We start from the raw sequence: 26,618 nt of genomic DNA, 5'->3' as shown, positions 1-26,618 counted from the left end.
TTACATATGCACAGTGGAGAGATTGCAGAATGGGTCGCAGCGATTGCCGAAGCATCTTCAGTCGTGGTCGCATTATTTCTTCCTTACTACAACCAACACGTTGAAAATAAGCGTAAGTTACGCAACGTTAAGATGTTGATTCATCGTATGGGTAAACGTGCCATGAATGGTGATGAGGATGCGATGGAACATCTACAAACCATTCTAATGACCGCTTATCTAAAGAACATGAATTCTAAGACAGAAGACGTCATCAATGATGGTCAACAAATCCTAGATATCATGAATATCAGTGATGGGAAACCTAACGCTGAACAAAAGGGTCAAATCAAAAAGCTACTACGCGAAATTGATGAAATCTAAAAAAAGAAGCCGTATTAACGGCTTCTTTTTATTTGTTGTAATATTGAACGTTTCTTTCGTTTAGCGGTTGGCAATCACGATTATTTTTACCGAATTGAGCGATGAACCAATCGACTTGTTTTGGACTCACCGTTAGTTTGGAATTATCGATGACTAACCATTCGATTCCTTCGGTTAAAGGTGGGGTGGTTAGTGATCCTTGGTAATGAAAACCGGTAGAAAGACTGGAAATCCAGTTGGTTAATTTTAATGACACACTGTGGCGATTGCCTTCTTCAAAGTTATTGATGATATCTTGTAACTCAGAATTAGCATTACCTAAGGTAGGAAATATTGCCACCACAACGGTCTGGCCGATTTCATTTTCATGAACTAAATGGATTTCAATCGGATTAACCTTACCGTCGACGATATGTTCTGCTGGAGCATGGAAGTGCACCTGTTTGAACTTAAAGTCACGATTAAATATGGTTGCATAGCCCATTCCTGTCAAACGAATGGTAGTGTGGTCATCAATTTCTGTATTTAATTGGTAGAACTCATTGGCATGAATTGGCAGATAATCAGCAAAATGTTGACTATCATGAGTTGATAGCATAATTGGTGATTGGAGGTGACCAAAGTTATTCTCCCAATTATTTTGTTCATTATAATCTAACATATGATATGTATCTTCTTTCCATTAATAATATGAGTTTGCTTTTCTAGTATGTTAATATAACATACATGGTAATTAATACAACTCGGAGGAAACTATTGTGCAATTCACATGGCAAAATCAAGATGAGCAAAATGCTGGTATCAAGAAGTTTTTAGGTACCCATGGTGTCTCGCATCGGATGTATAATGATGTTAAATCAACTGGTACAATTCTAGTGAATGGTAACGCAGTTGGTTTGGATTATAAACTTGTCGTGGGCGACGAAGTGACGGTAATCTTTCCACCGGAAACAAGTGATGATGAGGTTGCATTCAGCGATGAGCCAATCGATGTCATCTATGAAGATGATAATTGGCTGGTGGTGAACAAACCAGCGGGCTTAACCAGTGTGCCGGGACCATCTAATCGTGTCGATACGTTGGTCAACCGCATTAAGGGCTATTTGAAAAAAAAGGGTAGTACCGATTTAAGACCACACCTGATTACTCGATTAGATCGTTTTACATCTGGCATCGTCTTGGTTGCCAAGAACCGTTTGGCCAATAGTCTAGTTAACCAACAGGTGGCTCAACACAAGATTGATAAGATGTATTATGCTGTCGTTGATGGTACCGGTCTAGATGAACATGGGATGATTGATAAACCAATTGGGCGTGTCGGTGACAACTTCAGAAGAGAGGTCATCGAGGACGGTCAAAATGCCAAGACCGAATACTGGAAGGTCGAAGAATTTGATGATTCCACATTGGTGCGTTTGAAACTCCACACGGGACGAACCCATCAAATCAGAGTTCACATGACATCACTAGGTCATCCGTTATTGGGAGATGAATTATATCAAGGCCCACTTGATAGGGGAATTGACCGCCAAACACTTCACGCTTACTACTTACAGTTTAATGATGAACTAGCAAATCAAGTTCGCACTTTTGAAATTGAATTACCAACGGATATGAAATCTGTGGTGAAGGAGGATCATAATGACTGAAAAAGCCAAATTAGTACATTGTATTGTCGATGATGCACAACTATATTCTGATGAAGGTTTCTACCTAGGAGACTTGGCCCAATCAATGTCCAATTCAATTAAGGCCGATTACCCAGTCGCTAAGGTCACCAGTTTTATTTGTGCTCACCATCTGTTGAAATATCGCATGTCTCGCGTTGATGCATTAATCAATGCTGACTTAAAACAAAGTCAAAAGATTAACCGTAAGTTGACCAAGGCACTCCAAAGCGATAACTATGAAATTAGAGACGTCAACGAGGCCTTGCAACAAAGCTTAACCTTTGGCCAAAAGATTTCCGATGCCGTCGCTAGATTCGGTGGTAGTTGGACATTTATCTTCATCTTTATCGTCATCTTGATTATTTGGATGGTTATTAATGGTTTGGCACTATTTGGTGTCCACTTTGATCCATATCCATACATTCTATTGAACCTATTCTTGAGTTGTTTCTCAGCAATTCAAGCACCCATCATCATGATGAGTCAAAACCGTGCCGCTGAACGTGACCGTTTACACTCAGAAAATGATTTTCATGTTAACTTAAAGTCTGAACATGAATTAAGAATTATTCACGCTAAGTTAGATCACTTAACCCAAAACCAATTACCTCATGATTTGGAAGTTGAAAAATTACAACTACAAATCCTAGGTGAAGTCAGAAGTGAGCTAGCCAAGTTGCGTGATGAAAACACTAAATTAAAAGAAAAACTAAAACAACAGGAGAATCAATAATGGAAGATAACATTCAATTAGGTGCAGACGTTTTCAACAAGATGATGTTTGTCCTAGATACACCAGTCACACAAGACAACCACAAGTACTACAAATTCATGAATCAAGAAATGCAAGAAATTGCTGACAACATCTGGGCAATGCCTGCATATATGAAGGAAGACGATGACTTTTCAATGTTCTTCATCATCACTGAAATCGAAAGTGGTGAAACAGTCGTTGCGTTCTCAGAAGGTAGCTTACAAGATGGTAACTTCTCATTAGGAGAACCAATGGTTTCTGGAAAGGGACTTAATATTTTAAACGAACATGATGAAAAAAGAGCAGCCTCAGTTCTTCATTTTCTAAACCAAATTTCCAAAGCAGCTGAAGGAAATTGGCGAATGATTGAGGACTAAAATTATCGATTTTTAACATGTTCTCAAGGTGCGTCATGATGGGCTTTATGAGAGTTTTCATAAAAGTCCATTTTTTTGTAAAAAAGTCTTTGCTTTTTGGAAAAATGGTGGTAATATTTTCTAGTTGCTAAAATGCTAAATATTTAAATCAAACACAAAAAGGGGGGCTTAGATCATGTTAATGAGAAGAGCACAAATCGAAGATTTTAACGCAATTGAACAAATTATTTTCGAAGGGAAGGAATTGCTTGCCAAACAGGGTGTGAACCAATGGCAAACAGGCTACCCAAATGCAGAATCATTAATGAACGACATCGTAAACGGATGGACTGTTGTACTTGAAGAAGATGGTGAAATCTTAGGCACAGCTGCCGTGATTGACGGACTAGACACTAGTTACGAAAATCTTGATGGTCAATGGTTGACTGACGGCCCTTACCTATCAATTCACCGCGTTGCAGTTTCCAACAGACACCACGGCAGAGGATTGGCTCAAAAGTTATTTGAAGGCATCTTCAATGCAGTGGAAAAAATGGACAACGTTCAAAGTGTTCGTATTGACACAAACCCACTTAACTTGGGCATGCAACATGTCATCAAGAAAGCTGGCTTTGTAGAAACCGGCAGAGTAGTTCCAATCTCTGCAACAGACCCATCAAACGTCGTAATGAACTTCGCATACGAAAGAGTAATTAAACAACCAATGTTAATTGCCTAAGCTGATTTTTTTAAATCAGCTTTTTTTGTTTTCAGACAAAAGGTATAATGAAATTGAGAAGGGGAGGTGGCATCATGCACGAACATGAACATAACGATGTTAACGCCATGTCGCAACGTCGTTTCTTTACGGTGACAATTTTAAACTCATTAATTACTTTAATTGAGTTTTTAGGGGGAGTTTTTTCAGGAAGTTTGTCACTATTATCAGATGCTTTTCACAATTTTGCGGATTCAGCATCAGTAGTCGGTAGTTATTATGCGCACCGAATTAGTCAAAGACCCCAAAATCAATTGAATACCTTTGGGTACAAGCGAGCTCAGATTATCTCAGCGTTTTTAAATTCACTATTTCTAGTGATTATCTCCGTTGTACTAATCGTTGAAGGGGTACAAAAACTATTTAAACCAGAACAGATTAACGGAAACTTAATGCTAATTGTTGCTGTGGTTTCGACAGTTGCTAATTTGGTATCCACACTACTACTAAGTCGTGGTTCAAAGCATAACCTAAACATTCGAGCTACATACCTACATCTATTGAGTGATACTTTAGCTTCACTTGGTGTTATCCTAGGTGGGATTTTAATTAAGTTATTCGATTGGGTACTAGTCGATCCAATCATTACCATCATCGTGGCACTATACATTTCAGTTGAAGCATACCCAATCATCAAAAAGACCGTTAAGATTTTGATGCAAGGTTCTCCAACGGTGGATTGCTATGCAATTCAAAAGGACATGATGAACATTGAAGGAATTACCGGAGTTCACCACGTTCACATCTGGTCGGTAGATGAAAATAGTATCGTATTCTCAGCCCACATTAACATGCAAGACATGCTAATTTCTGAGGCCGAAAAGATTTATGATCCTGTTGCCAAACTATTACATGATAAGTACGGCATCGAACACGTTACACTTCAAGCTGAGGTGGAACGCGGGAAGAAAGAGGATTTATATCTCGATTCAAGAAACGATATTGATTAATAGATGAAATAAAAAAGGCGCTTTTCAAAACGAAAAGTGTCTTTTTTGTTTTGAAAAACGTCCTTTTAAATTATACCCCGTGAGGAGCAGCTACAAATTGTTTGTCATACCACTCATCCCAAGTTATTTCGCTATTACCATTGGCGAAGTATTGCATATCCAATTCACCCAATAACTTGGCATAGCTATGACTACAATAAATGATGGTGTCCTTAGCAGCATGTTCTACTGATTCGAACTTGTTGCGGTAGACCTCCTGATTGATTTGCCATAACATCGATTGGTCAGGAACCTGACTTAAAATCTCCATGTTTTGGCTTCTGTAACAACGAACATAAAATTCGCTGAAAGACTTGATACTAGTAACTTTGGCTTGTTCGCTAAGCTCATCGAAATGGAATAACTTTTCTCCCATAAAAACGCCTCACTTTCGTATCGTAGATATTTAATATTTAATATCTCGCCCTAATTATATAATTTTCCCCGAAAAATAGAAATAAAAATGGTAAAATAGTATATAAAGTTGTAAGATACTCTTTAGTAGATTTGAATTTAGGAGACATGGATATAAAAATGACCCCAAAAAAAGAGGACTATTTAAAAATTATTTTTGAGCTAGGTGGAACCAAAGAAAAGGTATCCAACAAGAGGATTGCCATTAGTTTGGACATTGCACCAGGATCAGTTACTGAAATGGTTAATAAGCTATTAGATGAAGGATTAGTTGAACACGAACCATACTCTGGAGTGTCCTTAACTGACGACGGAATCAAGTTAGCTGAAGTCCTAGTTAGAAAACACCGTATTTGGGAAAGTTTTTTAGTAAACGAACTAGGATATCCACTTCCAGATGTTGATAAAGAAGCTGAAGTGTTGGAACATTCTACCAGTGGTAGATTGCTAGAAGCAATGTACAAAAAATTGGGGAACCCATCTCACTGTCCACATGGAGGAGTTATTCCGAACATGTCAGGACACTATAAAGAAGATAGCCATCGCCTATTAAATGATGCTGATGACGGCGAAACAGTCGTTGTTGACCGTTTCATCGATAATCACGACCTACTAACATATTTAGGCGACATTCAATTAGATATTGGCGACAAGCTTAAGGTAATTAAGCATTCACCATTCGAAGGACCGGTAACAGTCCAAAATCTAACTGATAATCAAGAAAGTGACATTAGCTACAAGGCTTCTCACTACGTATTTATAAGAAATGCTGATTAATTAAAAGACTGAATTGAAAAATTCAGTCTTTTTTATTATCATCATAATCAATGTTATAATTAGAAAAACATTAGATGACACGGAGGTGAGATGGTTGAACGAAAGACAAAGAAGTAAGTTAGTCGTTGAGACCTGTCTACTTGCTGGAAAGATTATGATTGAAAATGGATCTGAAATGGTCAGAGTCACCGATACCATTGATCGGATTTCAAGAAATGCCGGGGCCACCGAGGCTAGGGCGTACGTTACTTTGACTGGGATTATCATGTCAGCAACGCCTGACATGGGTTCACAGGTCACAGCAATTGATAAAAGAACGTTTGATTTGGAGAAGGTATCAACGGTTAATGATTACTCTCGTCAGTTCGCTGATAAGAAAATCTCACTTGGTGAATTCTATCGCCGTTTAAAGAAAATGGACAAGGATGTTAGACCATTCCCATTCTGGCTTCAAATGATTGGTGCGTTTATGGTTAGTTCCACTCTGGAAGTGGTATTTAGAAGTAACTACACCGATTTCTGGGCAGCCGGATTCGTTGGAATGATGGGGTGGTGCATCTATTGTTTGACCGATCACTACACGGACATTCGTTTCTTAAATGAATTCATTGCGGCGATTTGTATCGGCTTTATGTCGATTCTAATTATTCGAGCGGGAATCGCCAAGAGTGCCGATGATTTAATCATCGGGGGTTTGATGCCACTAGTTCCCGGGGTACCAATTACCAATGCGGTAAGAGATACGTTATCTGGTAACTTGGTATCGGGTCCATCTAGAGGAATTGAAGCGATTATGAGCGCCTGTGCACTAGGCTTCGGTGTGGCAATGGCAATTAAGATTTTGGGGTGATTTATATTGGTAACCGTAATTATTTATAGTGTGTGCGTTTATTTCGCCACCATCGGATTTGGTTTATTAATTAATCTACCCAGAAAAGCATTGAACATGGCCGGAATCGTTAGTTTGATTGGCTGGTTAGTCTTTCATATCGTTAACGTTCACATGGGCGGATACTTAGCCGCAGATATTTTAGGAACCTTCACCGTTGGGATATTGAGTATCTTTGCATCACGCTACAAGAAGATGCCAGTCATTATCTTCAACATTCCAGCGCTGGTGCCACTAGTTCCTGGAGGGCAGGCTTATCAAGTTATGAAGTGCCTAGCAATTGGTAACTATGCGCTAGCCAAGTCCAACTTGATCCAAGTCATCTTCATCGCTGGTGGAATCGCATCCGGTTTCTTGTTTGCTGAATTTTTAAACCAACTATACTTAAGATTGAAAACATATTTGAGAACAAAAAAAGCAACGAGATAATCTCGTTGCTTTTTATTTTGCGTTTTATCCGAAGAAGAAACTGATGATTAAAACGATTAGAACGAATGTGGTAATCCAAACATATAGCATATCTTTTTCCTTGTAGAAGGAATAGATTGATACGATTACTCGTAATACGGGAGTAAGGATTAGACAGAAGATTCCAAGCATCATAATCGCGTATGGTTTTAATGTCGCAATGCCACTAAAGATGGCTTTAAAAGTAGTAGGGAAGGCGTCGTGAGCATATCCAGACTTACCGGTGATTAGAAGTAGTAATAATCCAATAATCATGATGGTAGCTGAGATGACAACACCGACACGTAGAATTTTTCCAATAACTAATTCGATACGATTCATTTCTTCTTTAGTTGCTGGTTGTTGTGTATTCATGATCTAACCTCCTAGAATAATCCATTGAATCCTTTGAATAACATGCTACATGCGATGTAGAACATGATAGGGACAAAGATAATACGAATCCATCTGGCAGGTAGAACTTGCATGATGCGTGAACCGATGGTAGCACCAACTAGAATTCCTAATGCTAATGGCACGGCCACTTGTGGCAAGATTGAACCGTTGAAGAAGTAGACAGTTGCTGAAGCAGCAGCGGTAACTCCCATCATTAGGTTACTAGTTGCACTTGATGGTTTTAATGGCATTTTCATGAAGGTATCCATTGCGATAACCTTGAAGGCACCTGAACCAATTCCAAGTAGACCGGAAGCGATACCGGCACCAAACATTACTGATAGACCACCAGGAATGTTTTCCACCTTGTAGTCGATTTGTTTCTTTTCAGCTTTATCGTAGTAACTGGAATTAAGACGAAGCTTTTCAGCTAATTTATCATCTTTGGTGCTTAGATTGGACTTGTTTTTGTTCAATAATTTCTTGACCATGTTAAATGCGGAGAATAGTAGTAATAGTCCAAATAGTATGTAAAGGTATTTAGGCTCTAGAATTCCTGTAAGTAAGGCCCCAGATAATGCACCAATGGTAGTGGCAATTTCTAAAAACATTGCAACACGTAAGTTTAAGACTTCATCTTTTAGATAAGCGATAGTAGATCCAGAACTAGTGGCAATAACCACGACGATACTGGCTCCGATAGCGTATTTAATACCTAAATGGAAGAAGAGGGTTAGGACAGGGGTGACGATAATTCCACCACCCAATCCTAGGACAGCGCCACCGATACCGGCTAGGACACCGATGGCAATCATTAGAATGACTGTTTCAATCATTTGTAGCTCCTCCTAAAATTATAAATTACTTAATATTATAACAATTATTAGTTTCTTTGCACCTATTCCAAGTTCCAAAATTAGAAAATACCCTTAAGAATAGCGTTAGCTGTGGTATAATGGCATTAAAAAGTGATTAGGAGGATCGATGCATTATGATCATCGATAAGGATTACACCCGCGGTATTAGGCTTTTCGTTGGGTTAGTTTTATCATTATTTATTACTGCATCGGTAATGATTGACTCAGGCTACCTAAGATTTCTTGACTCAATCTTTATCGGTCAAATCCAAAAAACTACTGGCGGATTCAAGGATACAATCATGCACATGGCTACCACTTTAGCTAGTCCCAAGATGGATATCATCTGGATTTTCGTTTTGGCATTCTTTATGTGGGGATTCAAGTTTAAGCTTCAAGCTTTATGGGGAATCTTTACTTTAGCTGGTGCTGACGTAATTGGATTCATCGTTAAAAACATTGTTAGACGTGATCGTCCAGTATTCCACAGCGCATCTGATACCGGATTTAGTTTCCCAAGTGGACACGTATTAGGTATCTTCATCGTCATTGCGGTTGTATGGATTGTCATTCTTCCACATATCCAAAGTAACTTAATCAGAAGACTACTATATGTACTAACATTTTTATTTGTCCTATTGGTAATGGTATCTAGAATTTATCTAAATGCTCATTTCCCAACAGACACTGTTGGTGCCGTAGTTATTGGCTACACTTGGGTACAAGTATCTGAAATGTTATATGTAAGATATGCGCCAAGATTAAAACAACACTGGCGTCCAGTTTTACATTCATACCTATAATAAAAAAGAACTGATGAATTTCATCAGTTCTTTTATTTTGCCCAAATCTCGTCTAACCAGGTAATGGCTAGGTCAAACCATTCGGCGACACGGGCGTTATTGGAATCTTTGTTCCAGGATGTAATGTTATTGGCGAGTCCCATTCCGTGAGGGCCATGGTGGAAGATGTGGAGTTCGTTATCCACATTGTATTCGTTTAACTTGATGGAATACTTAAGGGCATTTTCCACAGGTACGAATGGATCGTCGGCTGTATGCCAGATAAATGTTGGCATGTTTTTAGCCGAGACGTGTTCGTCAGCCTTTATTTGTTGGTCATCCGATACCCAGTTTAGGATGCTTTCCTTATCCTTGGGGAAACCACAGGTTAAGTTAGTCACAGGGTAGCTTAGGATAACCGCATTTGGTTTTAAAATATCGGCGTTATCCGCATCAGCTAGTTTTTTCATCCAATCGGTGTGGTAAAAGTCATTGTAGAGACTACAGATATGACCACCAATGGAGAAGCCGGCAATCACGATTCTATTTTCATCGATATTGAATTCGTTGGCATGTTCTCGAATGTACTTGATGCTGTTGGCCAATTCCTCTAGTGGATTGGGCATTAGTGGCATTGCTTCTTGTTCGAATGTGTATCTTAGATAGAAGCTTTGGTAACCGTTGGCACTGAAATTAAGTGCGAAGCTTTCTGCTTGGTGGAGTGAAATGTGGGTATAAGATCCACCGGGAACGACGATTACGGCAGGATATTTATATTGATTAGTTTGCACATCTGCGGATTTAAGATATCCTTGAAGAAAAGCGTTTGAGTTTTGACGAATCGATTCTTTGATGATTCTCATGTAAGCACCTCTCAAATATGTTTTACATATATTTTAACGCAAGGAGATAATGATTGTGGATAAAAAGAATAATTCACCTGAAAAAGAAATAGAAGTAACCGAGTTACGCAAAGATGACTTTGATGACTATTATAAAATGATGCGCGATGAACAACTAGCTAAAAAGACCGGATTTGAGCCAGTTAACGATGAGAAAAAGGCACACATGTTGTTTGAATCCGAAAATGATACCAATAAAACCTACGCAATTCGACTTATCAACGGTGGAAAACTAATTGGAATTATCAATATTTTTCCGGAAATTGGGGATAACTTCGAACCGGATTATGAAAATATCGAATTAGGTTACTTTATTAACACAAGTTATCAACAGCGTGGATACATGACATATGCATTGGGTGAAGTTTTAAATCACCTAAAGGCACCCGTAAAGGTAGTCGAAGCAACGGTTGAAGCCCGCAATTTACCTTCACAAAAAGTTTTACACAGTTTAGGTTTTGCACAGGTGGATGAATACGATGACAATCTCGTTTTTGAAATGAAAGTAAAATAGTATTGTAATCAAGTCCACATTAATATATAATGTTCTAGAAATCTAAGAAGAGGCGCAGCTGACATTAGTAGCCATCATGAGTCGATAAAGCGACTATGATTGAGGGTGAAAGGGGATGCCTGCCGAAACGACCGTTTCCTTTATGAGACGAAGTTGTTGGGTTCTAGCTTAATAGGCTAGAGACTGTCGTGGTTAATTCCACGGAGTGCTTTGTGATCAATAATTAAAAGAAATTATTATGGTCTCTTCTTGTATTTACAGGAAGGGACTTTTTTAGTTATTATCGGCACCTCTTAGAAATACTTATAGAGGGTGAAATACATCATGAGTGAAAACTCAAATAATCATGTAAAGAGAGGCTTGAAGACTAGACACGTTTCTATGATTGCCTTAGGTGGTTCAATCGGTACCGGTCTATTCGTTGCCTCTGGTTCAGTTATTAGTCAAGCTGGACCTGGTGGAGCATTAGTTGCTTACTTATTGATGGGACTAATGGTTTACTTTTTAATGACCAGTTTAGGTGAAATGGCAACCAACACACCTATCTCTGGTTCATTCGCGGCTTACGCAGGTAAGTACGTCGACCCAGCTCTTGGTTTCGCCATGGGTTGGAACTACTGGTTCAACTGGGCCATTACCGTTGCCGTTGATATCTCAACTGCAGCTCTAGTAATGAAGTTCTGGTTACCACACATGCCAGGTTGGATTTTTAGTGCGATTACCTTAGCACTAATCCTTTGTGTGAATGCATTATCAGTTAAGTCATTCGGTGAAACAGAATTCTGGATGTCATTGATTAAGGTTATTACAATCTTTATCTTCCTAGCCGTTGGTGTTTTAACTATTTTCGGTATTATGGGTGGTCACTACATTGGTCTATCCAACTTCACTTACAAGCAAGCACCGTTCGTTGGTGGTCTTCCAATGATCTTAGCGGTATTCGTTGTCGCTGGTTTCTCATTCCAAGGAACTGAATTGGTTGGGATTACTGCTGGTGAATCAGATAACCCAAGAGAAGCTGTTCCACGTGCCATCAAGGATGTTTTCTGGAGAATTATCTTATTCTACATCCTAGCAATCTTCGTAATTGGTGCAATCATTCCTTACACTAGTCCTGATCTATTAGGTTCAAGTGCTACCGATGTTGCAATTAGTCCATTTACAATCGTATTCAAGCGTGCTGGTTTAGCAGCCGCTGCATCTGTTATGAACGCTGTTATCTTAACTTCAGTTATTTCATCAGCTAACTCAGGGATGTACGCTTCAACTAGAATGCTTTACTCAATGGCTCACCAAGGATTCGCTCCTAAGTCAATGGGTAAGACTAACCGTCGTGGTATTCCAATTGGTGCCTTAGCGGTTACCACTGTGATTGCCTTACTTACTTTCATTACAAGTATCGAAGGTCCACAAATTTACCTATGGTTAGTTGCTGCATCTGGTCTTACTGGTTTTATCGCCTGGGTCGGAATTGCACTATCACATTACCGTTTCAGAAGAGCCTTCATCAAGCAAGGTCATTCACTAGACGAATTGAAGTACCATGCTACTTGGTTCCCAATTGGACCAATCATTACTTTAATTCTATGTATCCTAGTTATTTGCGGTCAAAACTTAACCTCATTTGCTAACTGGGATTGGGAACAAATCGGAATTACTTACATCTCAGTACCACTTGTATTAATCCTATACATTGGTTACAAGATTAAGCACAAGACTCATTTAATTCCTTTAGACAAGGTTGATGTTTCTCCTTCTGATTTAAGAGACGAAGAAAAATAATATAATGAAGATACCGTTTTAACGGCATCTTTTTTGTTTGCCATCAATTTCTTCATATTCAAAACGACTCGAATGTATTAGAATAGTATATTAGAAAACGAAATTAAGGAGATTATTATGATAGTACTTGCTGGAACCATTGGAGCCGGAAAAACCTCTTTAACTAAGATCCTATCTGCTCATCTTGATTCAACTGGGTATTACGAATCAGTAGATGATAACGAAATTCTTCCATTGTTTTACAAGGATCCTAAGAAGTATGCCTTCTTATTGCAAATCTACTTCTTAAATACCCGTCTAAACAATATTGAAAAGGCCCACAACGAAAAGCTAAGCGTTATGGACCGTTCTATCTACGAAGATTCATTACTATTCAGATTGAATGCTGATATGAAACGTGCCACTTCAACTGAAGCTGATATCTACGATTCATTGTTGGAAAATATGATGGAAGAAATTCCTGGTTCATTGAACCAAAAGAATCCTGATTTATTAATCCACATCAACATTTCATTCGATACCATGTTAAAACGAATCAAAAAACGTGGTAGAAGTTATGAACAAGTGGATAAAGATCCAGAACTATACAACTATTATCAAGACTTAAATAGTCGTTACAACGACTGGTATGACAACTACGACTTATCTCCTAAGATGCAAATCGACGGTGATAAGTTTGACTTTATCGAAAACGAGGAAGATTTAGCTGCAGTTCTAAAACAAATTGATGAAAAAATTGCTGAATTGAACTTAAAATAGTTGCCAATCACATTTTTTTATAATATTATTGAGTCAACAAATAAACGCAAGGTATGTTTTTAAGTAGACAACAAAGAGATGCAATGGTTGGTGTGAATTGCAAGTCGAAATTCCGGCATACGCAAAAGCGGGTAGGTAATGCTACACGGCAGGTGACCGTTATCTCCAAACGAGTGTTTAGCATGTGCTAAGAACTTGGGTGGTACCGCGAAAAGAAGACCTTCGTCCCAATGGATGGAGGTCTTCTTTTTATTTGCAAAATTGGAGGTATTTACTATGTTAGATATGAAAATGATTCGTCAAAACGCTGACTGGGTAAAGGAAAAGTTAGCTACTAGAAATATCAAAGCTGAAACAATCGATGAACTATTAGGATACGATGAAAAGCGTCGTGAACTAATCGTAAAAAGTGAAGGATTAAAAGCTAAGAAGAACGAAGTATCAAAGAAGATTGCGGAAGCAAAGCGTAACAAGGAAGACGCTGCTGATGCCATCGCTGAAATGCAACAAGTAGGTAAGGAAGTTAAGGAATTAGATGAACAACTTGAAAAGGTTGAACAAGATCAACAAGACTTAGCTGCTCACTTACCAAACATTCCAGCTGATGATGTTCCAGTTAGTTTAACTGAAGAAGGTGCCGTCGAACTAAGAAATTACGGTGAACCTCGTAAGTTTGACTTCGAACCAAAACATCACTGGGACTTAGGTGAAAAGCTTGGCATCTTAGACTTCGAAGCAAGTGCTAAGGTTGCAGGTAGTCGTTTTGTTTACTACATGGGTGCAGGTGCGCAACTAGAACGTGCCATCTACAACTTCTACTTAGACCAAAACGCTAAGGCTGGTTACAAAGAAGTATTACCACCATACATGGTAAACTCAGCATCAATGTTTGGTACTGGTCAATTCCCTAAGTTTAAGGAAACAAAGGCCGGTTTCGAAATTGCTGACAGTGATTTAACAATGATTCCTACTGCCGAAGTTCCATTGGTAAACTACTACAGAGATGAAGTAATGGATGCAGACAAACTACCAGTTAAGTTCACTGCACTATCACCAGCATTTAGATCAGAAGCTGGTAGTGCCGGAAGAGACACAAGAGGTCTAATTCGTCTACACCAATTCAATAAAGTAGAAATGGTTCAATTCACTAAACCTGAACAATCATGGGATGCACTAGAAAGCATCACTGCCCATGCAGAAGACCTATTGAAAATGTTAGGTATTCCTTACCACGTAATTACACTAACTACTAGTGACATGAGTTTCACTGCTGCAATGACTCATGACATCGAAGTATGGATGCCAGCTCAAGGTCGTTACCGTGAAATCTCAAGTTGTTCAAACACAACTGATTTCCAAGCACGTCGTGCACACATCCAATACAGGGATGAAAACGGTAAGCTACAATACGTTCACACTCTAAACGGTTCTGGCTTAGCTGTTGGTAGAACTGTAGCTGCTATCTTAGAAAACTTCCAAAATGAAGATGGATCAATCAACATTCCAGAAGTCCTACAACCATACATGGGTGGTAAGACTAAGATCGAAAAAGAAGACTAATTGAATAGTTGAAACTAAAGCGATAATCGAAAGATTGTCGCTTTTTTATTTTTTTGAAAAAAGGGGTAGACAGACAGCGGAAATTTAGATATAATATTTTTTGTTGAGTTAAAGAGAACGGCTCAGAAGCAAGTCATATCAACAATTAAGTAAAATTTCTTGTTGACATTGATTGCTAGAAATGATATTATTAAATAGTTGTCTTGTTAAGAGATAACTTGAAAGACCTCATGGAGGATTAGCTCAGTTGGGAGAGCATCTGCCTTACAAGCAGGAGGTCACAGGTTCGAGCCCTGTATCCTCCATATGAGCCGTTAGCTCAGCCGGTAGAGCATCTGACTTTTAATCAGAGGGTCGGCAGTTCGAACCTGCCACGGCTCATTGGCTCTATGCCATATACATTTTAATATAATCATGCGGGCGTGGCGGAACTGGCAGACGCGCTAGATTTAGGTTCTAGTTTCCTTATGGAAGTGGGGGTTCGAATCCCTTCGCCCGCATTTGCAATTTGCATAATTGCTGCCGACTTAGCTCAGTTGGCTAGAGCGCTTCACTAGTAATGAAGAGGTCGGGTGTTCGAATCATCTAGTCGGCATTATGCGGAAGTAGTTCAGTGGTAGAACATCACCTTGCCATGGTGGGGGTCGCGGGTTCGAATCCCGTCTTCCGCTTTTGCATAGTTCTGCCGGGGTGGCGGAATTGGCAGACGCACAGGACTTAAAATCCTGCGGTTAGTGATAACCGTACCGGTTCGATCCCGGTCCTCGGCATTTCAAATAATTTAATACTATTATGCACCCATAGCGCAACTGGATAGAGTGTCTGACTACGAATCAGAAGGTTGTAGGTTCGACTCCTACTGGGTGCATTTTTTTATTTTCGGGAAGTAGCTCAGCTTGGTAGAGCACCTGGTTTGGGACCAGGGGGTCGCAGGTTCGAATCCTGTCTTCCCGATAATATAACCAAAAGAGAAAACATTAATTTGTTTTCTCTTTTTTGTTTTTCGTTAAAAATCTTTGCATTTTCAATATAAGTCCGTATAATTATAGTCAGAATTAGTCAAAGAAAGAGGTGGTATTATGCAGGGTAAGAATATTTCAGATATTATTGAGAAGTATTTAAAGGAAATGATTGCTGAAGACGAGAGAGTCGAAATAAGTAGATCTGATATTGCTAGCCATTTCGATGTTGTTCCATCACAAATTAACTATGTTATTAAGACTAGGTTTACCATTCAAAATGGATACGTAGTCGAAAGTAAACGTGGTGGCGGTGGATACATTCGCATTGAAAAGGTGAAACTGCTTGATAATATAGATATTTTAGATACGCTGATTAATGCCATTGGCGACGGTTTAACACAACGTGAAGGTAAGGCAATTATCAACACTTTGGTGTTAAATAATCTAATTACTGACAATGAAGCCGATTTAGTGTTAGCATCTATTAACAAGCAGACACTAGCCGTTGGCAACAAACTACTTGAAAATGAGATTAGAGCGAATATAATGGTCGCAATACTTGATCATTTAAGATACAAAAGCTAGAAAGTGAGGCACGATATGGATAACATTTTTACTCCAAGCGCAAAGAACGTATTGATTTTGGCACAAGAACAAGCCAAAGTGTTTGGCCACCAAGGAATTGGGACAGAACACTTATTACTAGCTTTATCAATGGAAGATAACGGCATCGCAAAGTCAGCCTTAAAGCAATGCGACGTTCACGAAGATGATATTAAAGGCGAAATGGAAATCTTGGTTGGATACGGTAACCTAACCGATTCAGACAAGGACACATACCTACCATACTCACCTAAGGCTGAAGCAATCTTGACCTTATCTGGCCAAATTGCGAAGAAATACGGTGCAATTAAGATAGGAACAGAACACTTATTACTTGCCATCCTAGATACTCCAGACACTTTAGCTGCTAGAATTCTAGTGGCGCTAAACGTGGTCGAAGTAAATGATGTAAAGAAGGTACTATTACGTAAGATGGGATTCCCAGGTGATTCAAGTTCAAACTCAAAAAACATTCCACTACCAGGAAGCAGAGCAGCTCGTAACAACGGAACTACTCCTACATTAGACTCACTTGCCACTGACCTAACTAAGTCAGCCAAGGATGGTCTAATCGATCCTACTATTGGTAGAGACGATGTTATCAAACGTGTAATTCAAATTCTTAGTCGTCGTACTAAGAACAACCCAGTGCTAATCGGGGAAGCAGGGGTAGGTAAGACTGCCGTTGTTGAAGGTTTGGCATTAAAGGTTGCTCACAGACAAGTTCCAGAAGACATGCAAAACAAGCGTATCATGATGCTTGAAATGGGAACTCTAGTTGCTGGTACTAAGTACCGTGGTGAGTTTGAAAAACGTCTAATGAAGATTATCAGTGAAATCAAGTCAGTGGGTAACGTAATCCTATTCATTGACGAACTACACACTCTAATGGGTGCCGGTGGTGCTGAAGGAGCTATCGATGCTTCTAACATCCTAAAGCCGGCACTTGCTAGAGGAGACCTTCAAACAATCGGTGCTACTACTTTGGATGAATACCAAAAGTACATCGAAAAAGACGGTGCATTGGCTAGAAGATTCGCAACTGTTTCAGTTGATGAACCTACCAGAGATGAAGCTGTTGAAATTCTAAAGGGAATTCGTCCTAAGTACGAAACCCACCACCAAGTAAAGATTACTGATGACGCAATCGAAAAGGCCGTTGATTTATCAAGCAGATACATCAGCAACCGTTTCCTACCTGATAAGGCAATCGACTTGATGGATGAAGCTGCCGCAATGGTTAGAATTAACAACCTAGACGAAAACAATCCATTAGAAGAACTAGAAAACAAGATTAACGAATACAGTACTCAAATGGAAAGCGCCATCGAAGAACAACGTTTCGAAGATGCCGTTTCACTTCGTCAAAAGGAACAAGAACTACAAGAAGAACTAAAGACTAAGCGTCAAGAAACCGCTAATATCAAAAAGCAACGTCAAGAAGACCACAACTTTGATATCGAAGAAACCGGTGAAGATGTTGCTAAGGTTGTCTCAGAATGGACTGGTGTTCCAGTAACTAAGATGACTAAGGCTGACAGCAAGCGTTTGGTTAACCTAGAATCAATCTTACACAAGAAAATTATTGGTCAAAACGAAGCCGTTTCTGCTGTATCACGAGCAATCAGACGTGCTAGAAGTGGTATCAAGGATCCAAACAGACCAATCGGTTCATTCATCTTCTTGGGTCCTACCGGTGTTGGTAAGACTGAATTAGCTAAGGATTTAGCTGAAGAAATGTTTGGTTCAAAGGACGACATTATCAGAATTGATATGTCAGAATACATGCAAAAGGAATCCGCTTCTCGAATGGTTGGTTCAGCTCCAGGATACGTTGGATACGACGAAGGTGGCCAATTGACCGAAAAGGTAAGACAACACCCATACTCAGTTGTCCTATTCGATGAAGTAGAAAAGGCTCATCCAGATGTCTTCAACTTGTTACTACAAGTATTAGATGATGGATACCTAACAGATTCTAAAGGTAGACATGTTGACTTTAGAAACACTGTCCTAATCATGACTTCTAACCTAGGTGCTAGAACCCTACGTGATAAGAAGACCGTTGGTTTTGGTGCAGAACTAGATCATGACGACGAAAGCTACAAGCTAATGAGAAAGACAGTCGAAGAACAAATGAAGAGATTCTTCAGACCAGAATTCTTAAACCGTATCGATGAAACAATCATCTTCCACGAACTAAACGAAAAACAAGTTCAAGAAATTGTTAAATTAATGTCTAACGATTTATTGAAACGAGTTCACGACTTAGGCATCAATGTGAAGATGACTCCAGCAGCAATCGAATTAATTGCTAAGAATGGTTTCAATCCTGAATACGGTGCGCGTCCAATTCGTCGTGCATTGCAAAACGATGTCGAAGATAAAGTTTCTGAAGAAATTCTTTCTGGTGAAATTAAACCAGGGGATGACGTTTCAATCGGAGCATCTAAAGGCAAGATTACAATTACTAAAAAAGAGGCCGTTAAGGCATAATAAAAAAGAGGGAATTATCCCTCTTTTTTTATTGTCTAAATCTTGACTTTATATACCTTCGAGAGTATCATACTAAATATATAACTACGAAGTGAAATGTGTGTCGGCGATCTATTGTCCGTCAGACACGCCTATATTAACCAAAAATAAGCTTCAATTTGAATTGCTTATTTTGGTTTTTTTTTGCTCATTTTTAGAAAAAAAGGGTAAAAAAATGCATTTGTAACACAATTGTAATATTTCACTTGCGTAGAAATTTTTGGAGGGGTGAAGAACTTGGCAGGACATTTAGTTAAATATGGTAAACACCGTATTCGTAGAAGTTACTCTCAAATCAAGGAAGTTCTTGATTTACCTAATTTAATTGAAATTCAAACCGATTCATACAAGTGGTTCTTAGATGAAGGTTTGCGTGAAATGTTTAACAGCATTATGCCAATTGATGATTTCCAAGGAAAACTATCCTTAGAATTCGTTGATTACCAATTATTAGAACCTAAGTACACTGTTAATGAAGCAAGAGATCATGAGGCTAACTACTCAGCTCCACTTCATATCACATTGAAATTGACCAATCATGAAACTGGTGAAATTAAGACACAAGATGTATTCTTTGGCGATTTCCCATTGATGACTGATCAAGGTACTTTCATTATTAACGGGGCAGAACGTGTAATTGTTTCACAATTAGTTCGTTCTCCTGGTGTATTCTTCCACAAAGAAGAAGACAAAAATGGACGTATCAGCTATGGTACTACTGTAATTCCTAACCGTGGTGCCTGGATGGAATTCGAAACTGACGCAAAGAACTTATCATACGTTCGTATTGATAGAACTAGAAAGCTACCAATTACTGAACTAGTTCGTGCATTAGGTTTCGGTTCAGATGACGAAATTACTCAAATTTTGGGTAGCAATGATAGTCTTTCATTGACTCTTGAAAAAGATGTCCACAAAGACACAGAAGATTCACGTGTTGAAGAAGCATTAAAGGACATTTACGAACGTCTACGTCCGGGTGAACCTAAGACTGCTGATTCATCTCGTAGCCTATTGACTACTCGTTTCTTCGATCCAAAACGTTACGACATGGCTCCTGTTGGTAGATACAAGACTAACAACAAGTTAAGCCTAAAGACTCGTTTGCTAGGATTAACCCTTGCTGAAACTTTAGCTGATCCAGATACTGGTGAAATTATTGCTAAGAAGGGTACTGTAATTGATAAGAATGTCATGAAGGAATTAGCTCCATACTTGGACCGCGAAGACTTCAAGGCATACACTTTCAACCCTTCAGAACAATCAGTTGTTCCAGAACCAATGACTGTACAAATCATCAAAGTACAATCAGAAAAAGACCCAGATCATGTTGTTAACATGATTGGAAACGACAACATCTCATTGGATTACCATCACATCACTCCAGCAGATATCATTTCTGCTATCAACTACTTCTTCAACTTGCAAGAAGGAATTGGTGAACCTGATGATATTGACCATTTAGGTAACCGTCGTATCCGTTCTGTTGGTGAATTACTACAAAACCAATTCAGAATTGGTCTAGCAAGAATGGAACGTGTAGTAAGAGAACGTATGTCAATTCAAGACACTACTACTGTTACTCCACAACAATTAATCAACATTCGTCCTGTAGTAGCTTCAATTAAGGAATTCTTTGGTTCATCACAATTGTCACAATTCATGGACCAAACTAACCCATTGGGTGAATTAACTCATAAACGTCGTCTATCTGCATTGGGACCTGGTGGTTTGACCAGAGACCGTGCCGGATACGAAGTTCGTGACGTTCACTACACTCACTATGGTCGTATTTGTCCAATTGAAACTCCTGAAGGTCCTAATATTGGTTTGATTAACTCACTTTCAAGTTATTCTAAGGTTAACAAGTACGGTTTCGTGGAAACACCTTACCGTCGTGTATCATGGGATACTCACAAAGTAACTGATAAGATTGATTACTTATCAGCTGACGAAGAAGATAACTTCGTAGTTGCTCAAGCTAACTCTCCATTAAATGAAGACGGATCATTCAAGAACGATGTTGTTATGGCTAGATACAAGTCAAACAATATTGAAACTAAGATTGAAAACGTTGACTACATGGACGTTTCTCCTAAGCAAGTAGTTTCAGTTGCCACTGCATGTATTCCTTTCTTGGAAAACGATGACTCCAACCGTGCCTTGATGGGTGCCAACATGCAACGTCAAGCTGTTCCTTTGGTTAACCCACATGCACCACTAGTTGGTACTGGTATCGAATACAAGGCAGCTCATGACTCTGGTGTTGCTTTAATCTGTAAACACCCAGGTACTGTTGAATACGTTGACGCTGACGAAGTACGTGTTAGAAGAGAAGACGGTTCATTAGATACTTACAAGCTAATGAAGTTCCAACGTTCAAACGGTGGTAAGAACTACAACCAACGTCCAATTGTTCGTGTAAACGACAAGGTTGACGCTGATGAAATTCTAGCTGACGGTCCTTCAATGGAAAACGGAGAACTTGCTTTAGGTCAAAACCCAGTTGTTGCGTTCATGACTTGGCAAGGTTACAACTTCGAAGATGCCATTGGTATTTCAGAAAGATTAGTTCGTGAAGATGTATACACTTCAATTCATATTGAAGAATACGAATCAGAAACTAGAGATACCAAACTTGGACCTGAAGAAATGACTAGAGAAATTCCTAACGTTGGGGAAGACGCTTTAAGAAACCTTGACGAAGAAGGAACTATCAGAATTGGTGCTGAAGTACATGATGGTGACATCTTAGTTGGTAAGGTTACTCCTAAGGGTGTAACAGAATTATCAGCTGAAGAACGTTTACTACATGCTATCTTCGGTGAAAAATCTAGAGAAGTCCGTGATACTTCACTACGTGTACCTCACGGTGGTGGCGGTATCGTTCAAGACGTTAAGGTCTTCACTAGAGAAAATGGTGATGAATTAGCACCAGGTGTAAACAAGATGGTTCGAGTTTACATTGCTCAAAAACGTAAGATCCAAGTAGGGGACAAGATGTCTGGTCGTCACGGTAACAAGGGTACTGTTTCCATTGTTATTCCTGAAGAAGATATGCCTTACTTACCAGATGGTACTCCAATTGATATTCTATTGAGTCCCATGGGTGTGCCTTCACGTATGAACATTGGACAAGTTCTTGAATTACACTTAGGTATGGCTGCTAGAAAACTAGGTATCCACGTAAGTACTCCGGTATTCGATGGTGCTCGTGATTCAGATATCTGGGACGCTGTTAAGGAAGCTGGTATGGCTTCAGACGGTAAGTCAATTGTTTACGATGGTAGAACCGGTGAACCATTTGATAAACGTGTTGCAGTTGGTGTAATGCACTACTTGAAACTTGCTCACATGGTTGACGATAAGATCCATGCTCGTTCAATTGGACCTTACTCACTAGTTACTCAACAACCACTTGGTGGTAAAGCACAATTTGGTGGACAACGTTTTGGTGAAATGGAAGTTTGGGCCCTAGAAGCTTATGGTGCCGCATACACACTACAAGAAATCTTGACTTACAAGTCAGATGACGTTGTTGGTCGTGTTAAGACATACGAAGCTATTGTTAAGGGTGAACCAATTCCTAAGCCAGGTGTTCCTGAATCATTCCGTGTTCTTGTAAAAGAACTTCAAGCTCTTGGATTAGACATGAAGGTTCTTAACGAAGACAACCAAGAAATCGAACTTCGTGACTTAGACAGCGAAGAAGACGACGGTGTTGTTAACGTTGATGCTTTAAGCAAACTAGCTGAAAAGCAAAAGAAAGAACAAGAAGACAAAGATGAAGAAAAGTCTGAACAAGACGACAAAGCAAACACCAACTTTAAGGAATAAAGAAAGGGGACTATCCATTGGTCGATGTAAACAAATTTTCAAGCATGCAAATTGGATTAGCTTCTTCTGATAAAATTCGTAGTTGGTCATTTGGTGAAGTTAAAAAGCCAGAAACTATCAACTACAGAACTTTAAAACCAGAAAAAGATGGTCTATTCGACGAAAGAATTTTCGGTCCTACAAAGGATTGGGAATGTGCTTGTGGTAAATATAAACGTATTAGATACAAGGGTATCGTCTGTGATCGTTGTGGAGTAGAAGTTACACGTGCTAAAGTACGTCGTGAACGTATGGGTCACATTGAATTAGCTGCTCCAGTAACTCACATTTGGTACTTCAAAGGAATTCCAAGTCGTATGGGTCTTGTATTAGACATGAGCCCACGTGCTTTGGAAGAAATTATCTACTTTGCTTCATACGTTGTTACAGATCCTGGTGATACTCCACTAGAAAACAAGCAACTAATCTCAGAACAAGATTACCGTGAAAAGAAACTTGAATACGGTAACCGTTTTGAAGCTAAGATTGGTGCTGAAGCAATTAGAACTTTATTGAACAATGTTGATATCAATAAAGAAGTTGCTGAACTAAAAGATGAACTAAAGAAGGCTACTGGTCAAAAGCGTGTTAGAGCGGTTAGACGTCTAGATATTCTAGAAGCCTTCCTACAATCAGGTAATGACTTGTCATGGATGGTAATGGAAGCAATTCCAGTTATTCCACCTGACTTAAGACCAATGGTACAACTAGAAGGTGGCCGTTTCGCCACTTCTGACTTAAATGACTTGTACCGTCGTGTTATTAACAGAAATAACCGTCTAAAGAGATTATTAGATCTACATGCTCCTGGTATCATCGTTCAAAACGAAAAACGTATGCTACAAGAAGCTGTTGATGCTTTAATCGATAATGGTCGTCGTGGTCGTCCTGTTGCTGGTCCTGGTAACCGTCCACTTAAGTCACTATCACACATGCTTAAAGGTAAGCAAGGTCGTTTCAGACAAAACTTACTTGGTAAGCGTGTTGACTACTCTGGTCGTTCTGTTATTGATGTTGGACCATTCTTGAAGTTCAACCAAATGGGACTTCCAGTTCCAATGGCCATGGAATTATTCAAGCCTTTCATTATGAAAGAACTTGTAAAACGTGGTAGTGCTTCAAACATTAAGTCTGCTAAACGTCAAATCGAACGTAAAGATGAAGAAGTATTCGATGTATTGGATGACGTAATTAAGGAACATCCAGTATTACTTAACCGTGCACCTACATTGCATAGATTAGGTATTCAAGCATTCGAACCAGTATTGGTTTCAGGTAAATCAATGCGTCTTCACCCATTAGCTTGTGAAGCTTACAACGCCGATTTTGATGGTGACCAAATGGCCATCCACGTTCCTTTATCAGACGAAGCACAAGCTGAATCAAGACTATTGATGCTAGCTGCTACTCATATTCTTGCCCCTCGTGATGGAAACCCAATCGTTGCTCCTTCTCAAGATATGGTTATTGGTAACTACTACCTAACTATGGAAGAAGAAGGCCGTGAAGGTGAAGGTATGATCTTCAACACACCTGAAGAAGCAAGACTTTCATACCAAAGTGGTTTAACTCACTGGCACACTCGTGTTGGTATTGCCGCTTCATCAATGAGTGAAAAACCATTCACTGACGAACAAAAGGACAAGATTTTGGTAACAACTATTGGTAAGATTATCTTCAACGGTATTCTTCCAAAGACATTCCAGTACTTGAACGAACCAACTGATACTAACTTACATGGTCACTTATCTGACAGTTTCTTCCTAGAACCTGGTGAAGATATCCATGAACACTTGAAGAATGCTCCTCTAAACGGTGCCTTCAAGAAAGGTTTCTTATCAGACATCATTGCTGAAGTTTACAAGCAATACAAGGTAACTGAAACTTCACAACTACTAGATAGAATGAAGGACTTAGGTTACAACGAATCAACTAAGTCAGGGTTAACTGTTGGTATCACTGATGTTACTGACCTTAAGTCAAAACCTCAAATTATTGCTGATTCCCACAAAAAAGTTGAAAACGTTACAAAACAATTCCGTCGTGGTTTAATTACTGACCAAGAACGTTACGAAAGAGTTATCGGTATCTGGAGTGATGCTAAGGATGAAATTCAAAACGACTTGTTGAAGAACTTCGATCCTCAAAACCCTATCTTTATGATGAGTGACTCTGGTGCCCGTGGTAACATCTCTAACTTTACTCAATTAGCTGGTATGCGTGGTTTGATGGCCGCACCTAATGGTGAAATCATGGAACTACCTATCACTGCTAACTTCCGTGAAGGTCTATCAGTTCTTGAAATGTTTATTTCTACCCACGGTGCCCGTAAGGGTATGACTGATACTGCCTTGAAGACTGCCAACTCAGGTTACTTAACTCGTCGTCTAGTTGATGTGGCTCAAGACGTTATTATCAGAGAAGAAGATTGTAACACTGACCGTGGAGTTATCGTTGCTGCATTGAAGCAAGGTAACGAAATGATTGAACCTCTATATGACAGAATCATTGGTAGATATGCTATGAAGACAGTTAAGAACCCAGAAACTGGTGAAGTAATTGTTAAGCATAACCAAATGATTAACGAACCTGAAGCTGAAGCAATTGAAGCTGCTGGAATTGAAGAAGTTGAAATTCGTTCAGCATTCACTTGTAACACAGTTCACGGGGTTTGTGAAAAATGTTACGGTCGTAACTTAGCTACTGGTTCACCTGTAGAAGTTGGTGAAGCAGTTGGTACTGTTGCTGCTCAATCAATTGGTGAACCTGGTACTCAATTAACTATGCGTAACTTCCATACTGGTGGGGTTGCTGGTAACGCCGATATCACACAAGGTCTTCCTCGTGTTCAAGAAATCTTCGAAGCTAGAAATCCTAAAGGTAAAGCAGAAATTACTGAAGTTACAGGTACTGTATCTCTAATTGAAGAAAACCCTGCTGAAAGAGTGAAGGAAGTTACTGTTAAAGGTGACGCCGACACTAGAACTTACAAGGTTCCAATTAATGCTCGTATGAACGTGGCTGAAGGTGACTTCATCCGTCGTGGACAAGCTATTAACGAAGGTTCAATTGATCCTAAGGAACTAATCAAGGTTCGTGACTCACTATCAACTGAAGTATACTTGCTAAGTGAAGTTCAAAAGACTTACCGTATGCAAGGGGTAGAAGTTAGTGATAAGCATGCTGAAATCATGGTTCGTCAAATGCTACGTAAGGTAAGAATCATGGACTCAGGTGACACTGAAGTTCTACCAGGTACTTTAATGGATATTAACGACTTTAAGGAAGCTAATGCTGACGCAGTTATTTCTGGTAAGATTCCAGCAACTGCACGTCCAGTTATCTTAGGTATTACTAAGGCTGCCCTAGAAACTAACAGTTTCTTATCAGCTGCATCATTCCAAGAAACTACTCGTGTTCTAACAGATGCTGCTATCCGTGGAAAGAACGATCCATTAGTTGGTCTTAAGGAAAATGTTATTATTGGTAAGCTAATTCCAGCTGGTACTGGAATGAAAACTTACGGTGAAATCAATGCTAAAGTTGAAGAACAAGAATCACCAAAAGTTGATTCAAACGACGTTTACTCAATTAGTCAAATTGAAAAACGTATGAATGAAGAAGACGTAAATAACCAATAATTTACAACTCAA

General features: G+C 39.3%; 23 protein-coding genes, 8 tRNA genes and 1 riboswitch. Of the genes, 26 read left to right on the top strand and 5 right to left on the bottom strand.

Annotation, left to right across the window (positions count from 1 at the left end):
* Positions 1–6: 6 nt before the first annotated feature.
* Complete coding sequence (locus RZ55_RS05135; RefSeq protein WP_051592270.1) at positions 7–363, top strand: hypothetical protein; 357 nt, start codon at positions 7–9, stop codon at positions 361–363.
* A gap of 28 nt (positions 364–391) precedes the next feature.
* Here RZ55_RS05135 and RZ55_RS05130 read toward each other — a convergent pair whose 3' ends face one another.
* Positions 392–1,024 (bottom strand): carbonic anhydrase family protein, encoded by a 633-nt coding sequence (locus RZ55_RS05130; RefSeq protein WP_057175889.1) that lies wholly within the window; start codon positions 1,022–1,024, stop codon positions 392–394.
* Positions 1,025–1,121: 97 nt separating this feature from the next.
* On the opposite strand from RZ55_RS05130, the gene RZ55_RS05125 reads away from it, so the two are divergent.
* From RZ55_RS05125 to RZ55_RS05105, 5 genes are all read left to right on the top strand, one after another.
* The gene (locus RZ55_RS05125; protein WP_057175888.1) at positions 1,122–2,012 is read left to right on the top strand and encodes an RluA family pseudouridine synthase; all 891 of its coding nucleotides are present in this window, start codon (positions 1,122–1,124) and stop codon (positions 2,010–2,012) included.
* A complete protein-coding gene (locus RZ55_RS05120; protein ID WP_057175887.1) occupies positions 2,005–2,766 on the top strand; it encodes a DUF1003 domain-containing protein in 762 nt (253 codons plus the stop codon). Before RZ55_RS05125 ends, RZ55_RS05120 begins: the two co-directional genes overlap by 8 nt.
* Complete coding sequence (locus RZ55_RS05115; RefSeq protein WP_054605736.1) at positions 2,766–3,164, top strand: hypothetical protein; 399 nt, start codon at positions 2,766–2,768, stop codon at positions 3,162–3,164. Before RZ55_RS05120 ends, RZ55_RS05115 begins: the two co-directional genes overlap by 1 nt.
* Before the next feature lie 175 nt (positions 3,165–3,339).
* Positions 3,340–3,882, top strand: a complete 543-nt coding sequence (locus RZ55_RS05110) for a GNAT family N-acetyltransferase (RefSeq protein WP_057175886.1) — start codon at positions 3,340–3,342, stop codon at positions 3,880–3,882.
* Between the two features lie 74 nt (positions 3,883–3,956).
* The gene (locus RZ55_RS05105; protein ID WP_057175885.1) at positions 3,957–4,871 is read left to right on the top strand and encodes a cation diffusion facilitator family transporter; all 915 of its coding nucleotides are present in this window, start codon (positions 3,957–3,959) and stop codon (positions 4,869–4,871) included.
* 70 nt (positions 4,872–4,941) lie between these two features.
* Here the strand turns inward: RZ55_RS05105 and RZ55_RS05100 are convergent, their stop codons facing one another.
* Positions 4,942–5,286 (bottom strand): hypothetical protein, encoded by a 345-nt coding sequence (locus tag RZ55_RS05100; protein ID WP_053792884.1) that lies wholly within the window; start codon positions 5,284–5,286, stop codon positions 4,942–4,944.
* Positions 5,287–5,444: 158 nt separating this feature from the next.
* Here RZ55_RS05100 and RZ55_RS05095 point away from each other — a divergent pair, with 158 nt between their 5' ends.
* The 3 genes from RZ55_RS05095 (at position 5,445) to RZ55_RS05085 (ending at position 7,419) form a co-directional block, all read left to right on the top strand.
* Positions 5,445–6,101 (top strand): metal-dependent transcriptional regulator, encoded by a 657-nt coding sequence (locus RZ55_RS05095; RefSeq protein ID WP_034531476.1) that lies wholly within the window; start codon positions 5,445–5,447, stop codon positions 6,099–6,101.
* Positions 6,102–6,186: 85 nt separating this feature from the next.
* Positions 6,187–6,951: a threonine/serine exporter family protein gene (locus RZ55_RS05090; RefSeq protein ID WP_167540462.1), complete on the top strand. Its 765-nt coding sequence runs from the start codon at positions 6,187–6,189 to the stop codon at positions 6,949–6,951.
* 6 nt (positions 6,952–6,957) lie between these two features.
* Positions 6,958–7,419, top strand: coding sequence for a threonine/serine exporter family protein (locus RZ55_RS05085; RefSeq protein ID WP_176589803.1), 462 nt, complete (start codon positions 6,958–6,960; stop codon positions 7,417–7,419).
* A 24-nt stretch (positions 7,420–7,443) separates the two neighbouring features.
* Here the strand turns inward: RZ55_RS05085 and RZ55_RS05080 are convergent, their stop codons facing one another.
* Both RZ55_RS05080 and RZ55_RS05075 read right to left on the bottom strand, forming a co-directional pair.
* Positions 7,444–7,812, bottom strand: a complete 369-nt coding sequence (locus RZ55_RS05080) for a DUF1634 domain-containing protein (RefSeq protein ID WP_034531479.1) — start codon at positions 7,810–7,812, stop codon at positions 7,444–7,446.
* An 11-nt stretch (positions 7,813–7,823) separates the two neighbouring features.
* Positions 7,824–8,669, bottom strand: a complete 846-nt coding sequence (locus tag RZ55_RS05075; RefSeq protein ID WP_057175884.1) for a sulfite exporter TauE/SafE family protein — start codon at positions 8,667–8,669, stop codon at positions 7,824–7,826.
* Positions 8,670–8,824: 155 nt separating this feature from the next.
* On the opposite strand from RZ55_RS05075, the gene RZ55_RS05070 reads away from it, so the two are divergent.
* Positions 8,825–9,493, top strand: a complete 669-nt coding sequence (locus tag RZ55_RS05070; RefSeq protein ID WP_034531481.1) for a phosphatase PAP2 family protein — start codon at positions 8,825–8,827, stop codon at positions 9,491–9,493.
* A gap of 32 nt (positions 9,494–9,525) precedes the next feature.
* On the opposite strand, the gene RZ55_RS05065 is transcribed toward RZ55_RS05070, so the two are convergent.
* The gene (locus RZ55_RS05065) at positions 9,526–10,335 is read right to left on the bottom strand and encodes an alpha/beta hydrolase (protein ID WP_054483727.1); all 810 of its coding nucleotides are present in this window, start codon (positions 10,333–10,335) and stop codon (positions 9,526–9,528) included.
* A gap of 55 nt (positions 10,336–10,390) precedes the next feature.
* Here RZ55_RS05065 and RZ55_RS05060 point away from each other — a divergent pair, with 55 nt between their 5' ends.
* From RZ55_RS05060 to rpoC, 16 genes are all read left to right on the top strand, one after another.
* Complete coding sequence (locus RZ55_RS05060; RefSeq protein ID WP_057175883.1) at positions 10,391–10,888, top strand: GNAT family N-acetyltransferase; 498 nt, start codon at positions 10,391–10,393, stop codon at positions 10,886–10,888.
* Positions 10,889–10,927: 39 nt separating this feature from the next.
* A riboswitch (Lysine riboswitch) is annotated at positions 10,928–11,107 on the top strand.
* Positions 11,108–11,212: 105 nt separating this feature from the next.
* The gene (locus RZ55_RS05055) at positions 11,213–12,670 is read left to right on the top strand and encodes an amino acid permease (protein ID WP_034531484.1); all 1,458 of its coding nucleotides are present in this window, start codon (positions 11,213–11,215) and stop codon (positions 12,668–12,670) included.
* Positions 12,671–12,787: 117 nt separating this feature from the next.
* Positions 12,788–13,429 (top strand): deoxynucleoside kinase, encoded by a 642-nt coding sequence (locus RZ55_RS05050; RefSeq protein ID WP_034531485.1) that lies wholly within the window; start codon positions 12,788–12,790, stop codon positions 13,427–13,429.
* Between the two features lie 276 nt (positions 13,430–13,705).
* Positions 13,706–14,989 (top strand): serine--tRNA ligase, encoded by a 1,284-nt coding sequence (gene serS / locus RZ55_RS05045; protein ID WP_054605729.1) that lies wholly within the window; start codon positions 13,706–13,708, stop codon positions 14,987–14,989.
* Between the two features lie 232 nt (positions 14,990–15,221).
* Positions 15,222–15,294, top strand: a tRNA-Val gene (locus tag RZ55_RS05040).
* 3 nt (positions 15,295–15,297) lie between these two features.
* Positions 15,298–15,370: transfer RNA gene (locus tag RZ55_RS05035), tRNA-Lys, on the top strand.
* 35 nt (positions 15,371–15,405) lie between these two features.
* Positions 15,406–15,489, top strand: a tRNA-Leu gene (locus tag RZ55_RS05030).
* Positions 15,490–15,510: 21 nt separating this feature from the next.
* A tRNA-Thr gene (locus RZ55_RS05025) sits at positions 15,511–15,584 on the top strand.
* A gap of 4 nt (positions 15,585–15,588) precedes the next feature.
* Positions 15,589–15,660, top strand: a tRNA-Gly gene (locus tag RZ55_RS05020).
* A 13-nt stretch (positions 15,661–15,673) separates the two neighbouring features.
* A tRNA-Leu gene (locus RZ55_RS05015) sits at positions 15,674–15,759 on the top strand.
* Positions 15,760–15,783: 24 nt separating this feature from the next.
* A tRNA-Arg gene (locus tag RZ55_RS05010) sits at positions 15,784–15,857 on the top strand.
* A 12-nt stretch (positions 15,858–15,869) separates the two neighbouring features.
* Positions 15,870–15,943 (top strand) — tRNA-Pro (locus RZ55_RS05005).
* A 125-nt stretch (positions 15,944–16,068) separates the two neighbouring features.
* Positions 16,069–16,536, top strand: coding sequence for a CtsR family transcriptional regulator (locus tag RZ55_RS05000; RefSeq protein WP_034531487.1), 468 nt, complete (start codon positions 16,069–16,071; stop codon positions 16,534–16,536).
* A gap of 15 nt (positions 16,537–16,551) precedes the next feature.
* Positions 16,552–19,050, top strand: coding sequence for an ATP-dependent Clp protease ATP-binding subunit (locus tag RZ55_RS04995; RefSeq protein WP_054605728.1), 2,499 nt, complete (start codon positions 16,552–16,554; stop codon positions 19,048–19,050).
* Between the two features lie 267 nt (positions 19,051–19,317).
* The gene (locus tag RZ55_RS04990; protein ID WP_034531489.1) at positions 19,318–22,926 is read left to right on the top strand and encodes a DNA-directed RNA polymerase subunit beta; all 3,609 of its coding nucleotides are present in this window, start codon (positions 19,318–19,320) and stop codon (positions 22,924–22,926) included.
* Positions 22,927–22,943: 17 nt separating this feature from the next.
* Positions 22,944–26,606, top strand: a complete 3,663-nt coding sequence (rpoC, locus tag RZ55_RS04985) for a DNA-directed RNA polymerase subunit beta' (RefSeq protein ID WP_034531490.1) — start codon at positions 22,944–22,946, stop codon at positions 26,604–26,606.
* Positions 26,607–26,618 lie beyond the last annotated feature (12 nt).

It is taken from the genome of Apilactobacillus kunkeei, from assembly GCF_001421115.1.
Lineage (GTDB): Bacteria > Bacillota > Bacilli > Lactobacillales > Lactobacillaceae > Apilactobacillus > Apilactobacillus kunkeei_F.
This window is presented reverse-complemented; position numbering and strand designations above follow the sequence as displayed.

Coding starts and splice junctions, on each gene's coding strand:
- RZ55_RS04995 (WP_054605728.1), top strand. CDS start 16,552: ATGGATAACATTTTTACTCCAAGCGCAAAGAACGTATTGATTTTGGCA.
- RZ55_RS05055 (WP_034531484.1), top strand. CDS start 11,213: ATGAGTGAAAACTCAAATAATCATGTAAAGAGAGGCTTGAAGACTAGA.
- serS (WP_054605729.1), top strand. CDS start 13,706: ATGTTAGATATGAAAATGATTCGTCAAAACGCTGACTGGGTAAAGGAA.
- RZ55_RS05120 (WP_057175887.1), top strand. CDS start 2,005: ATGACTGAAAAAGCCAAATTAGTACATTGTATTGTCGATGATGCACAA.
- RZ55_RS05095 (WP_034531476.1), top strand. CDS start 5,445: ATGACCCCAAAAAAAGAGGACTATTTAAAAATTATTTTTGAGCTAGGT.
- RZ55_RS05065 (WP_054483727.1), bottom strand. CDS start 10,335: ATGAGAATCATCAAAGAATCGATTCGTCAAAACTCAAACGCTTTTCTT.
- RZ55_RS05075 (WP_057175884.1), bottom strand. CDS start 8,669: ATGATTGAAACAGTCATTCTAATGATTGCCATCGGTGTCCTAGCCGGT.
- RZ55_RS05070 (WP_034531481.1), top strand. CDS start 8,825: ATGATCATCGATAAGGATTACACCCGCGGTATTAGGCTTTTCGTTGGG.
- RZ55_RS05080 (WP_034531479.1), bottom strand. CDS start 7,812: ATGAATACACAACAACCAGCAACTAAAGAAGAAATGAATCGTATCGAA.
- RZ55_RS05105 (WP_057175885.1), top strand. CDS start 3,957: ATGCACGAACATGAACATAACGATGTTAACGCCATGTCGCAACGTCGT.
- RZ55_RS05130 (WP_057175889.1), bottom strand. CDS start 1,024: ATGTTAGATTATAATGAACAAAATAATTGGGAGAATAACTTTGGTCAC.
- RZ55_RS05050 (WP_034531485.1), top strand. CDS start 12,788: ATGATAGTACTTGCTGGAACCATTGGAGCCGGAAAAACCTCTTTAACT.
- RZ55_RS05135 (WP_051592270.1), top strand. CDS start 7: ATGCACAGTGGAGAGATTGCAGAATGGGTCGCAGCGATTGCCGAAGCA.
- RZ55_RS05100 (WP_053792884.1), bottom strand. CDS start 5,286: ATGGGAGAAAAGTTATTCCATTTCGATGAGCTTAGCGAACAAGCCAAA.
- RZ55_RS05110 (WP_057175886.1), top strand. CDS start 3,340: ATGTTAATGAGAAGAGCACAAATCGAAGATTTTAACGCAATTGAACAA.
- RZ55_RS05115 (WP_054605736.1), top strand. CDS start 2,766: ATGGAAGATAACATTCAATTAGGTGCAGACGTTTTCAACAAGATGATG.
- RZ55_RS05000 (WP_034531487.1), top strand. CDS start 16,069: ATGCAGGGTAAGAATATTTCAGATATTATTGAGAAGTATTTAAAGGAA.